Source organism: Dietzia sp. E1 (genome assembly GCF_014145015.1).
In the GTDB taxonomy this organism is placed as follows: Bacteria; Actinomycetota; Actinomycetes; order Mycobacteriales; family Mycobacteriaceae; genus Dietzia; species Dietzia cinnamea_A.
In genome coordinates this window covers 1-11,297 of record NZ_JAALDU010000081.1, presented here as the reverse complement: position 1 = coordinate 11,297, position 11,297 = coordinate 1, and the positions used below count along the sequence as shown (strand labels likewise).

The 11,297-nt window shown below is 70.3% G+C and carries 12 protein-coding genes and 1 pseudogene; 8 read left to right on the top strand and 5 right to left on the bottom strand.

The window, feature by feature from the left end:
• The 3 genes and pseudogenes from G6030_RS03625 to G6030_RS03615 all read right to left on the bottom strand — a co-directional run.
• Positions 1-716, bottom strand: a pseudogene (locus tag G6030_RS03625) (ATPase); the annotation flags it as partial.
• 38 nt (positions 717-754) lie between these two features.
• The gene (locus tag G6030_RS03620) at positions 755-1,978 is read right to left on the bottom strand and encodes an alpha/beta hydrolase family protein (protein ID WP_182642233.1); all 1,224 of its coding nucleotides are present in this window, start codon (positions 1,976-1,978) and stop codon (positions 755-757) included.
• Between the two features lie 132 nt (positions 1,979-2,110).
• Positions 2,111-3,562, bottom strand: a complete 1,452-nt coding sequence (locus G6030_RS03615; protein ID WP_182642232.1) for a M20/M25/M40 family metallo-hydrolase — start codon at positions 3,560-3,562, stop codon at positions 2,111-2,113.
• An 82-nt stretch (positions 3,563-3,644) separates the two neighbouring features.
• Here G6030_RS03615 and G6030_RS03610 point away from each other — a divergent pair, with 82 nt between their 5' ends.
• Entirely contained in the window at positions 3,645-4,400 is a 756-nt protein-coding gene (locus G6030_RS03610) for a hypothetical protein (protein WP_187701510.1), read from the top strand.
• Positions 4,401-4,458: 58 nt separating this feature from the next.
• Here the strand turns inward: G6030_RS03610 and G6030_RS03605 are convergent, their stop codons facing one another.
• Positions 4,459-5,178 carry a hypothetical protein gene (locus G6030_RS03605; RefSeq protein WP_182642231.1) on the bottom strand — a complete coding sequence of 240 codons (720 nt, stop codon included), beginning with the start codon at positions 5,176-5,178 and terminating at the stop codon, positions 4,459-4,461.
• Positions 5,179-5,185: 7 nt separating this feature from the next.
• Positions 5,186-5,662 carry an SRPBCC family protein gene (locus G6030_RS03600; RefSeq protein ID WP_182642230.1) on the bottom strand — a complete coding sequence of 159 codons (477 nt, stop codon included), beginning with the start codon at positions 5,660-5,662 and terminating at the stop codon, positions 5,186-5,188.
• Between the two features lie 297 nt (positions 5,663-5,959).
• Here G6030_RS03600 and groL point away from each other — a divergent pair, with 297 nt between their 5' ends.
• From groL to G6030_RS03565, 7 genes are all read left to right on the top strand, one after another.
• On the top strand, positions 5,960-7,582 hold the full coding sequence (groL, locus tag G6030_RS03595; protein ID WP_182642229.1) for a chaperonin GroEL: 1,623 nt from the start codon (positions 5,960-5,962) through the stop codon (positions 7,580-7,582).
• 291 nt (positions 7,583-7,873) lie between these two features.
• Complete coding sequence (locus tag G6030_RS03590) at positions 7,874-8,017, top strand: hypothetical protein (protein ID WP_007628063.1); 144 nt, start codon at positions 7,874-7,876, stop codon at positions 8,015-8,017.
• Between the two features lie 48 nt (positions 8,018-8,065).
• Complete coding sequence (locus G6030_RS03585) at positions 8,066-8,221, top strand: hypothetical protein (RefSeq protein WP_182642228.1); 156 nt, start codon at positions 8,066-8,068, stop codon at positions 8,219-8,221.
• A gap of 398 nt (positions 8,222-8,619) precedes the next feature.
• A complete protein-coding gene (locus G6030_RS03580; protein ID WP_182642227.1) occupies positions 8,620-8,793 on the top strand; it encodes a hypothetical protein in 174 nt (57 codons plus the stop codon).
• Between the two features lie 114 nt (positions 8,794-8,907).
• Complete coding sequence (locus tag G6030_RS03575) at positions 8,908-9,081, top strand: hypothetical protein (RefSeq protein WP_167349532.1); 174 nt, start codon at positions 8,908-8,910, stop codon at positions 9,079-9,081.
• Positions 9,082-9,448: 367 nt separating this feature from the next.
• Positions 9,449-10,570, top strand: coding sequence for an alpha/beta hydrolase family protein (locus G6030_RS03570; protein WP_182642226.1), 1,122 nt, complete (start codon positions 9,449-9,451; stop codon positions 10,568-10,570).
• 133 nt (positions 10,571-10,703) lie between these two features.
• On the top strand, positions 10,704-11,297 hold a 594-nt coding region (locus tag G6030_RS03565), incomplete at its 3' end, for an alpha/beta fold hydrolase (protein ID WP_182642225.1).

Sequence of the window (11,297 nt, the reverse complement as noted above, 5' to 3'; positions counted from 1 at the left end):
GCGACGGCCGTGATGGCCGAACCGTCGGCCCCACCCGCGCTCCCGGCACCCGCGGTGCGCCCAGTCGCCGCGGTCCCGGACGACCCCGGTGCGTGGACGCCGCCCGCGGCGGGGCCGGCGGGGGAGAGGGGACTCGTCGTCGTCGCCGTCGTCCCCGCCGCCCCCGTCACCACCGCGGTGGTGGGCTGCACGGACACGATGCCGTCGGGGACGGTCGCGGTCACGGTGAGCAGCTCCGTGCTCCACTGCGCGCCCATCGTGTTGCGCAGGGTCCGGGTGGTGTCCCCGGTGGGGAAGTCGGGCCCGAGGTCGCGCGGCAGCAGCGTCACCGAATCGCCGACGCGCACCACCTTTCCCAGCAGCGCCGACCGCAGGACCCGCTCGGCGACCCCCCGCCCCGCCGGCGGGAGCCCCTGCACCTCGATCGACTGCGCGCCCGTGACCTGCGCGGCCCGTACGGTGACGCGCGCGTCCTCGCCGAGACCGCAGTTGGCGGCCACGACCTCGTCCACCACGAGGATCCCGCTCGGCGAACCCGGCTTCGTGGCGGCCACCACGGCGCCTGTGGTGCGGGCGCCGACGATCTCGATCGCGTCCCACTCCCGCATCCCCAGCGCGAGGATCACCTCGGGGTGCGCGCGCACGATGCCCCGGCGGGAGTCGGCCGCGGAGGCGGACAGTCGCAGGGTCAGGTCCAGATCCGGGCGCGCGTTCACGATGCCGAGCCTATCGGCGCGCCGTCACGGTCCGGCGGTCAGAGGCCGACGCTGTGCTTGATGGCGTTCCACGCGACGGGGATCTGGCGCGAGTAGTAGGACCAGTTGTGCATGCCCGTGGGGAGGTGGTCGATGCGCGCCGGGATCCCCAGCTGCCGCAGGCGGCGGTCGGCGTCCCACGTGCACCGGTCCGTGGCCTGCTCGAGCGCCATGCCGGCGACGAAGTTGGCCGCGTCGTTGTTGTACGCCTCCCAGTCACCGGGGTTGGCCACGCCCGTACTCGACGAGAGATAGATCGCCTTGCCGCGCAGGTTCTCCGCGTTGATGAGGGCGTCGTGGGCGGCCCACTGCTCGTTGCCGGGCTCGCCCCACATGTTGGTGAGCGTCGCGCCGCGGCTCTCGACCGTGTAGCGGGTGAGGATCTGGCCGAGCGCGTCGGTGGAGTAGCAGCCGGAGACGCCGAACACGCCGTTGTACAGGCCCGGGTGCCGGGTCGCGATGGTCACGGCCGCGCCGGCGCCCATCGAGATGCCGCCGATCGCGCGGTTGGTGTTGGCGCTGAGGCGGGGCTCGGCGATCCGCGGGAGGTCGCGGGTGATGAACGTTTCCCACTTGCTGATGCCCAGCACCGGGTCGGGCGCGTTCCAGTCGGACCACATGGAGCCTTGGCCACCCGTGGGGATGATGAGGTTGACGTTCTGATCGGCGAACTGCTCGGCCGCGTCCCACTGCATGAAGCCGCTGGGCAGCTCGGAGCCCACTCCGTCGAGGAGGTAGAGGAACGGCGCGCCGGCGCCGCCGCCCGGTGCACGGAAGACCTCGACGGTGATGCCGCGCTGCATGTCCGCCGAGTCGATGAGCCAGCGCTCGTAGCGGCCGTCCTTCTCGAGGACCTCGACGAACTTCGTCTCGCGGATGTTCGGGTTGGGCTGCGGCGACGGCGGCGGCGGGCCGGCGAACATGTTGGGCGAGAAGCCGAGCCGGTGGGCGATGTTCATCATCGACGAACCCGAGGAGCCGGGGAGATTGCCGAAGTAGAGGAGTTGGCTGAGGCTCTCGGGCGAGATGGTGCCGAGGGCGTCGTTGGCGATCTGCTCGGGGCTGATCGAGCCGGGCAGGCCCTGTGCCTGCGCCGATGCCGGGACGAGGCCGACGCTCAGGGCCGCGGCCGTGGCGGTGGCGAGCAGGGCGCGTCCCGCTCGGCGGGCGGCGGATGCCCGCCGGGTGCTCGGCACGGCGGCGACGGGTGCGGGGACGGTCATGGCGGCTCCTTGCTCCGGGCAGCCGGGACTGGACAGCCGCCACTGCATCCACTATCGCACTGTTCCGTCACACTGTTACCGAGATGTGCCTGGTGGGTTCAGCGTCCAGCCGGTTCAGCGCCCCGCCCCCGGTCAGCGGTAGCGCTGGAGGAACGCCGCTTCGGCGAGTGCGATGCGCTCGATCTCCCGGGGGTCGACGCTCTCGTCGGGGGAGTGGATGGCGGCCGCCGGGTCCTCGACGCCGAACAGGGCGATGCTCGCGTCCGGGTGCGCGCGCTGCAGCGCCGTGCACAGCGGGATCGACCCGCCCGAGCCGACCTCCGCGACCTCCTCGGCGCCGTAGGCCTGCGCGAGGCACTGCGAGAGCAGATCGTGCACCGGGTCTGACCCGCCGGCGGGCACGGAACGGAACGGGTGGCCGACGGCCTCGGGCTCGACCGTCACCCGGGCGTTCCAGGGGCGGCGGCGCTCGATATGCGCCGTGAGCAGCCCCTGCGCCTCGACCGGGTCCATCCCCGGTGGGACGCGCAGGTTGATGAGGGCACGGGCGTGGGGCTGCACGGCCGCGATCGAGCCCTCGACCGGCGGGCAGTCGATGCCCAGCACCGTCACCGCGGGGCGGGCCCATACGAGGTCGGCCGCCGGCGCGGCCGTGGAGACCTCCACGCCGCCGAGGACGCCGGCATCGGCGCGGAACGTCTCCTCGGGGTAGGCCTGTCCGTCCCACCGCCCCGAGAAGTCGAGTCCGTCGACGGTGGTCGCCCCGGTCTGCGGGTCGCGCATGGAGGCGAGGATCGAGAGGAGCGCGGCGAGGGCGTCGGGCGCCGCGCCGCCGAACTGGCCGGAGTGGACCCCGGCCTCGAGGGTGTCGACGGCGACGACGACGTTCGCGATCCCCCGGAGGCTGGTTGTCAGCGTGGGGGTGCCCACCGAGACGTTCCCCGAATCGGCGATGAGTATCGCGTCCGCCGCCACCAGGTCGGGCCGATCGGCCACGAGATCGTCCAACCCTCCGCCACCGGTCTCCTCGGAACCCTCCACGACGATCCGGATCCCCAGGCCGTCCAGCGGGTCCGCCCCGGGCGAGCCGCCCTCGTCGTCGTCGTCCTCTTCGGATCCACCCACGGCGGCGAGGGCGCGCAGGGCGGTGAGGTGGACGACCAGGTTGCCCTTACAGTCGGCCGCGCCGCGGCCGTACCACCGGCCGTCACGCTCGGTCAATTTCCACGGCGAGGAGGTCCACGCCCCCTCGTCGCCCGCCGGCTGCACGTCGTAATGGCTGTACAGCAGCACCGTGGGCCGACCCGGCGAGGCCGGGCGGTGGGCGAACACGGCCCGCGACCCGTCGGACGTCTCGACCACCTCCACCGCCTCCGGTCCCAGACCCGGCACCGGCAGCTCGGAGAGCAGATCGCGGACCATTTCGCACGCTCGCTCGCAGGCCTCCGGCTCTGCCCCGTGTACCGACGGCACGGAGACGAGCGCGGCCAGGTCCGAGCGGGCGCGGTCGAGTTGCGCACCCACCGCGGCGGCCAGCGGCGCGAGCTCGGCGTGGGGGTCGGCGAACGCGGAGGAGTCGGTCATGGGCAACAGGATAGAGGTCGGGTCCGACACGGCCGCGCAAGATGAACAGCAAGTGAACGCGGAATGAAGTATGTTTGGAGTCATGAGCAGCTTTGTGATCGTCGTCACTCCGGCGGACGAGGAGTTCCGCGAGCTCGCGCACGTCGCCGAGCTCCCCCCGCGCCTCCGCGCCGATCTCGAGGCCCTGCGCGACGAGGTCGCCGAGCGTTTCCCCGAGGCGGAGGCCATCGGCGAGACCGGCGCGCTGTGCGCACGGCCCGAGATCGAGGGCGTCAGCGTCGTCATCCGTCCCGAGGTCATCACCCGCCCCCTCGTGGTCAACGCGGTCATGCGGCTGGCCGCGCCCCGCCAGCTCCGCGTCACCGCCCCCGAGCTCGGACTCGCCGCCGATCCGCGCGAGCGCATCGACATCGACGTGAACCGGCGACCCACCATGGTCGGGGCGGGGATCGCCGACCACTCCGTCCGCGGCCGGCCGCGCGGCACACTGCCGTGGGTCACCCGGGAGCTCCTCGGTCAGCTCGTGGAGCATCTCGAGATCGACGGGGACCGGCTGGAGCTGGAGGTCGACGACGAGCGGTGGTTCCGCTACGAGCGTTCCGGCGGCGCGCTGGTCGTCGAGGCCGCCGACGGCCCGGACGTCCCCGTCCGACGCGTCATGGTCCCCGTGGACGTGGCGCCCTCCGCGGCCGACGCCGGCTGGGCGTGGGCGCGGTGTGGCGCGGACTGGGCCCGGTTCCTCGAGGCGGGGGCCGGTTCCGGCGCGGAGGGCGGTGACGGCGTGGAGACCGCCGCTCACAGCGGCATCGAGCCGAACAGCCCCGCGTCGGCGGCCTGAGTCCCCGCCGGCCCGCGCGGCTGTGCCGAGTCCGCGCGGTGGCAGCGAGGTCGAGCGGTTACACCGAGTTGTCGTAGCGCAGTGAGGCCACGATGGCGTCGATCGTCTCCGTCGGCTGAACCCCGGGCTCGCCCTCGTCGGACATGAGGACGAAGACGGTGGACGCCGGCGCGCCGTCCGGGGTGCGGGTGGAGACCGCGATCGTGTCGAAGCGGATGACCGGCGGCGTGCACGCGTTGCGCGGCGGGCGCACCTGACCTCGCAGGGACACGTACCAGGCGGGCACCCCGGAGACCCCGATACTGCGCGCCTCGGGGACCGGGACGTCCGCTCCCGCCTCGGTGAAGCGGCGGTCGATGGAATCGGCCATCGCCCGCGATGCGGACTCGGCCTGCTCGCGCGCCTCGCCCGGCAGCGTCGTCGCACTGATGCCGACCAGCGTCCGGAAGCTCAGACCCCCGAGCGCGCAGTAGTCCCTGTCCGCGATGGCGTTGGCGGTGGTCACGTAGCCCGAACCCCAGTCCGTCCCCGGGTCGTGGCCGTCCTCGTCGACGCCGAACGGATCACCGACCTCCCAGTCCGGCGGAACGGAGTACACGAGTCCGGTGGCGCTGCGCACGTCCTGCCAGTCGGCCGGCGGAGGCGCGGTGGCCAGAGTGGGGCCGGGTTCCTCCCGGGTGGGCTCGTCCGGCTCGTCCCGACCGCCGGGCCACAGCGTGCATCCGGCGAGCGTCGCGACGAGCGCGCCGGCGAGAAGTGCCGCGGACGGGCGGGACATCTCGCCCTCAGCCCCGCTCGGCGAGAGCCTTGATGCGCTGTAGCGAGGTGGAGACGCCCCGGTCCATCTCGGCGGTGAACGACTTCTGCCCGCCGAAGAGCTTGTCGGTGAGGAACCGGGAGATGAAGGTGAGCCCGTCCGGCACCTCGCGGCGCTCGGTCAGGCGCGTGCCACCGGACGGCGTGGGCTCGAGCTCGAACACCCACACGGTGGTGTTCTCGTTGATGCGGTTGGCGAATCGGCGACCGGGCTCGAACTCCACCACCCGACTCGTGGTGGGCCACACGATCGGGCCGCGCTTGTTGAGGTTGACCGCCCACGTGCCCTTGGTGGTGCGGCCGCCGGGCGAGAAGATCTTCCACGCCTGGCTGCTCCACTCCGTGGCGTTGCGGACCTCGGAGACGACCTCCCAGACCCTGGCCGGAGGGGCGTCGATCTCGATGGAGCTCTCGATGGCGCCTGCGGCGGCGGGTTCGGTGGGCATGCGGGGACCTTTCGACACGGGAGGGTGGGACAGCGTCTCGATGGTAGGACAGTGCCCGGGTCGGCGAGGGACGTTCGTCTGCGGCGTTCGCTGTCGCGTACCCGGGCATCGATCCTTTGCACTCGTCGGGGGCGAGTGCTAGAAAAGCGATTGGCACTCGGTTACCCTGAGTGCCAGCAAGATCTGAAACTGAGGTCGCAAGGTGAGGGGCGGATCCGACACGGTCCGCACCGTCCGTCGCGGGCACCGACGCTGACCACACGCGTGTCACCCCATACCCGGAGGATGATTCACCCCATGGCAAAGATGATCGCGTTCGACGAAGAGGCCCGGCGCGGCCTGGAGAGCGGTCTCAATCAGCTCGCCGACGCCGTCAAGGTCACCCTCGGCCCCAAGGGTCGCAACGTCGTGCTGGAGAAGAAGTGGGGCGCCCCCACCATCACCAACGACGGTGTCTCCATCGCCAAGGAGATCGAGCTCGAGGACCCGTACGAGAAGATCGGTGCCGAGCTGGTCAAGGAGGTCGCCAAGAAGACCGACGACGTCGCCGGCGACGGAACCACCACCGCCACCGTCCTCGCCCAGGCGCTCGTGCGCGAGGGCCTGCGCAACGTCGCCGCCGGTGCCAACCCCATGGGCATCAAGCGGGGCATCGAGAAGGCCGTCGAGGCCGTCACCAAGCACCTCATCGACTCCGCCAAGGAGATCGAGACCAAGGAGCAGATCGCCGCGACCGCCGGCATCTCCGCCGCCGACCCGGCCATCGGTGAACTCATCGCCCAGGCCATGGACAAGGTCGGCAAGGAAGGCGTGATCACGGTCGAGGAGTCCCAGACCTTCGGGCTGGACCTCGAGCTGACCGAGGGCATGCGCTTCGACAAGGGCTACATCTCGCAGTACTTCATGACGGATCCGGAGCGCCAGGAGGCGGTCATGGAGGATCCGTACATCCTCCTGGTCTCGGGCAAGGTCTCGACCGTCAAGGACCTGCTCCCGCTGCTGGAGAAGGTCATCGGCGAGAACAAGTCGCTGCTGATCATCGCCGAGGACGTCGAGGGCGAGGCCCTGTCGACCCTCGTCGTCAACAAGATCCGCGGCACCTTCAAGTCCGTCGCCGTCAAGGCCCCGGGCTTCGGTGACCGCCGCAAGGCCATGCTGCAGGACATCGCCATCCTCACCGGTGGCCAGGTCATCTCCGAGGAGGTCGGCCTGTCGCTCGAGACCGCCGACATCTCCATGCTCGGCAAGGCCCGCAAGGTCGTCGTGACCAAGGATGAGACCACCATCGTCGAGGGCGCCGGCGACCAGGGCCAGATCGAGGGCCGGGTCAACCAGATCCGTGCCGAGATCGAGAACTCCGACTCGGACTACGACCGCGAGAAGCTCCAGGAGCGCCTCGCCAAGCTCGCCGGCGGCGTCGCCGTCATCAAGGCGGGCGCGGCCACCGAGGTCGAGCTCAAGGAGCGCAAGCACCGCATCGAGGACGCCGTCCGCAACGCCAAGGCGGCCGTCGAGGAGGGCATCGTCGCCGGCGGCGGCGTCGCCCTGGTGAAGTCCGAGGTCGCCATCGAGGGCCTGTCCCTCGAGGGCGAGGAGGCCACCGGCGCGAACATCGTCAAGTTCGCGCTCAGCGCCCCGCTCAAGCAGATTTCCCTCAACGCCGGCCTCGAGCCGGGCGTCGTGGCCGAGAAGGTCCGCAACCTCCCGGGCGCCGAGGGCCTCAACGCGGCCACCGGCGAGTACCAGGACCTCCTGGCGGCCGGCATCAACGACCCGGTCAAGGTGACCCGCTCGGCGCTGCAAAACGCCGCGTCGATCGCCGCGCTGTTCCTCACCACCGAGGCCGTCGTGGCCGACAAGCCCGAGCCCGCCGCGCCCGCCATGCCGGGTGGCGACGAGATGGGCGGCATGGGCTTCTGATTTAGAAGCCCACGCGCGACTGACGCGCCCACACGCGCGCAGAGCAGGGTCCGTGGCCCGCACCGGTACGCCGGTGCGGGCCACGGCCTATTTCGGGCGTCGGTCCACTCCCGCGGGCGTGGGTCCACTCCGGCGGGCCGTAACACGACCGACACGTTCGAAGTGCTGCGTAAAAGGTCCGTGACCTGCGGTAAAGGGCCTGTTTCAAGTATGGCGGCGAGTTCAACCGGTTCTTAGAGTCCTCTCCAGGCGCCCCGGAAGGCGTCGTGAGTCACTGAGAAGGAGAACTCCATGCCCAACTTCGGCCAGCTGTCCGACCTCTTCGGGGGAATCACCGACGTCCTCGGCGCCCTTGTCTTCTTCACCGGCTCCCTCGGCGGCGAGGGCGGGGTGAACGACTTCATCGGCGCGATCACGAGCATCAGCGCCGAGTAGCCGTACCCCGACCCGTCACCGCACAGTCACAGATACAAGGAGCAGACAATGACCTTTCCCGAGTTCGGATCCCTCGCCGGCGTCAGCGGCGCCCTGGGCTTCCTCAACGACTTCCTGGGGGCCTTCGGAGACCTGTTCTCCGGCCTCGACTACTTCACCGGAGATGACTTCCAGGAGGCTCTGACGGGCGGATTCCTACAGTGACTCCCTGAGCTCCGTCGAGGGTGGCGACTCTCCCCGGCGGCCAGATGCGGCCCGCGCGATTCTCCCTCGCGCGGGCCGCATCGCTGTATGTGGGGGAGCGGGTGCTCGCTCAGCGGGACGTCTGAGGTGAACAGAGGATGGCCGCGGTGAACCTTTGACCAGCGGTAATGGCCCGGGAGAAGGCGAGCCAAGAAATTTTTCTCGAAGCGCCCGGATTAATGAGACTTCTTAAGGCTTCGTGGTTTACAGTGGCACAGGGCACACGCCCGGCGGGGGTCAAGGGCCAGCGCCGAAGGGGTGGGTTGAGACGCACGTCACGATTGACATCAGTGCGACTTAGGTTAGCCTTATCCGGGGCCCCGCGAGTGGGGCGACATCACAGCAAAAGGGAGATACACATGCCTGACTTCAGCGCCATCAGCGCCGCGCTCACCGCGGTCACCAACGCCATCAGCGGCCTCGTGACCCTGACCGGGTCCCTGACGGGTGACGGCCTGGGTCCTGCGCTCGAGGGCATCGGCCTCGGCGATCTCGGCAGCGCGGCCGAGGAGACGGTGACCGACGCCGCCTGATAGCCCAGTTGGCCCGAGTCAATCGGGCCTCCAGGCAGGGCCGCTGTTCTGGCGGCCGCCTCAAACTTCGACTCTGATTCGGACTTTCCGGATCGCACTCTCAAGGAGAAACACATGGGTATCGACCTCGGTTCCATCGGTGGCGACAACGGCCTGCTCGCCAAGGACGGCATCGTCGACCTCGGCGGTACGTTCCTCGGCGCCGTCAACAACCTGGTTAAGGCTGTCGGCTACTTCGTCGGCGGCGACTTCCAGAAGGCGCTCGACGCGGGCTTCATGAAGGCCTGAGTCGGACGACTGACTCGAAAAGGGCTCCGGGCTGAGGCTCGGAGCCCTTTTTCGTGCTCGCGCCCGCCGCGGGCCGGCCGCGCGACCTGCGCTTGATATAGAATCGTTCATATCGGTAACACGGATCCGCGCCGAGTCGATAATGTTGACGTGAGCCGCACGGGAGGCTCCGAGGTTTCCGCCGGCCGGTGCCGGTGTGTCATCCTCGGGGTCGAACCCTGCGGGTGAACTACCCAGTCTTGGCAGCGCACTGGTGATACTAGTGTGTCTAATGGGACTTGTGTGACTACTGGGAATCGGGTTAGCGTTCTCCGCGAGAAGGTGCCCGGGTCCGTCTGTGAACAACGAGAATGTAAGGCGTCGGAATATGCGTTCAGTGAAGCGGTTCGGCACGAAGGTCGCAGCAGCGGCCCTCGCCGCGGCCATGGTCCCCGTCGTCGCCACGGGCACGGCTCAGGCCCAGGGCGGGACCATCCAGTACACCAAGGCCACGGCCACTAACAAGGTCGTCGAGACCAAGTTGCCGGACGGTCGGCTGATCGTGTCGGTGTGGTCGGACAAGATGGCCATCGAGGTGCCGAACATCGTCCAGCCGCCGCGCGACGGTAACCCCGGCGCCCCGGTGCTCTACCTGATCAACGGCGCCGGTGGTGGCGAGGACTCCGCCACCTGGCAGGCGCAGTCCGACGTCAAGCAGTTCATGTCCGACAAGGACGCCTGGACCGTCACCCCGATCGGCGGCGCCTTCTCGTACTACACGGACTGGCAGAGGCACGATCCCAACGTCCAGACCCGCTTCGCCCGCGAGACCGACCGCCCGATGGCGTTCGAGACCTACCTCGCCAAGGAGCTCCCCGACCTCTTCGAGGGTAGGTACGGCGGCAACTACCAGGGTCGCAAGCGCGGCATCGCGGCCATCTCCATGACCGCGACCTCGGTCCTGACCATCGCCCAGAAGTACCCGGGCAGGTTCCAGGCCGTCGGCTCGTACTCCGGCTGTGCCGAGACCTCCACCCCGGTCGGCCACGAGTTCATCAACATCGTCACCGGTCTCCGTGGCGGCGCCGACCTCAACAACATGTGGGGACCGTTCCCGGGCGAGCCCCGCGCGGGAACCAACAGCTGGTTCGACAACGACCCGGTGTGGGGCGCCTGGCGTTTCCAGGAGCAGCGCGACAACGGCACGCTGCCCGCGATGTTCATCTCCACCGGCAACGGCCTGCCCGGACCGCACGAGTCGCTCGAGAACTGGCGCCTGCGCAACTCCATCCCGGCGCTGGCCAACCAGGCGATCGTCGGCGGCGTCATCGAGGCGGCCACCCAGTACTGCACGGCCAACCTCGCCCGCCGCTTCGGCGAGCTCGGCATCCCGGCCCACTTCGACTTCGCGCCCAACGGCACGCACTCGTGGGGCTACTGGCAGGACGACCTCAAGCAGTCCTGGCCCATGATGGCCGACGCCATGGGCGCCCGCTGGGGCGCCATCTGATCGATCGACGCCACGGCGCACCCCGCGCCCGGCGCGCACGGACCCCCGCTCACCTCACATCAGGTGGGCGGGGGTCCGTCGTCGTATACAGGTCGGATGCAGCGAACGGAGCGTAGTCCGGCATTCTGTACCCATGACCACGATCGAGGACCCCGTCCGGGTCGAACTGCGCCACCCGGACGGCAGCACCAGCCCGCTGCTGATCGTGGAGGCCGACCGGCGGGACGAGCGCCGGCCGTCGGTCCTGGTGCTGCCGGGCATCGCCGTCGGCGCCCGCTACTACCTCCCGCTCGCCCGCGCGCTGGCGGCCGAGGGCGTCGACGTCGCGATCACCGAGCTGCGCGGCCAGGGGGAGAGCACCTACCGCATCGGTCGGCGTAGCGCCCCGGCCGGCTACCACGAGAGCGCCGCCGAGGACGTCCCGCTCGCGCTCGACGCGATGGAGCGGAGCCTTGGCCGCCGACCAGTGCTCCTCCTGGGGCACAGCATGGGCGCGCAGATCGGTGTGTACCACCTCGCGCGTCACGACCCGCGCGTCGCCGGGCTGGTCGCGGTCGCCGCCCAGTCACCGTTCCACCGCGGCTTCCCGGGGCCCGTCGGTCGCAAGCTGCGCGCGGGCTCGGTGATCCTGCCGGCGCTGGGCTGGCTCTCCGGGCACGTGCCGGGCCAGTTCTTCGGCGCGAAGGGCCGGATCCCCGCCGACCGCATCCGGGACTGGGCCAGGCTC

Excerpts from the sequence above, each read along its gene's own strand:
- G6030_RS03570 (WP_182642226.1), top strand. The coding sequence starts at position 9,449 with ATGCGTTCAGTGAAGCGGTTCGGCACGAAGGTCGCAGCAGCGGCCCTC.
- groL (WP_182642229.1), top strand. The coding sequence starts at position 5,960 with ATGGCAAAGATGATCGCGTTCGACGAAGAGGCCCGGCGCGGCCTGGAG.
- G6030_RS03620 (WP_182642233.1), bottom strand. The coding sequence starts at position 1,978 with ATGACCGTCCCCGCACCCGTCGCCGCCGTGCCGAGCACCCGGCGGGCA.
- G6030_RS03580 (WP_182642227.1), top strand. The coding sequence starts at position 8,620 with ATGCCTGACTTCAGCGCCATCAGCGCCGCGCTCACCGCGGTCACCAAC.
- G6030_RS03605 (WP_182642231.1), bottom strand. The coding sequence starts at position 5,178 with ATGTCCCGCCCGTCCGCGGCACTTCTCGCCGGCGCGCTCGTCGCGACG.
- G6030_RS03610 (WP_187701510.1), top strand. The coding sequence starts at position 3,645 with ATGAGCAGCTTTGTGATCGTCGTCACTCCGGCGGACGAGGAGTTCCGC.
- G6030_RS03585 (WP_182642228.1), top strand. The coding sequence starts at position 8,066 with ATGACCTTTCCCGAGTTCGGATCCCTCGCCGGCGTCAGCGGCGCCCTG.
- G6030_RS03575 (WP_167349532.1), top strand. The coding sequence starts at position 8,908 with ATGGGTATCGACCTCGGTTCCATCGGTGGCGACAACGGCCTGCTCGCC.
- G6030_RS03590 (WP_007628063.1), top strand. The coding sequence starts at position 7,874 with ATGCCCAACTTCGGCCAGCTGTCCGACCTCTTCGGGGGAATCACCGAC.
- G6030_RS03600 (WP_182642230.1), bottom strand. The coding sequence starts at position 5,662 with ATGCCCACCGAACCCGCCGCCGCAGGCGCCATCGAGAGCTCCATCGAG.
- G6030_RS03615 (WP_182642232.1), bottom strand. The coding sequence starts at position 3,562 with ATGACCGACTCCTCCGCGTTCGCCGACCCCCACGCCGAGCTCGCGCCG.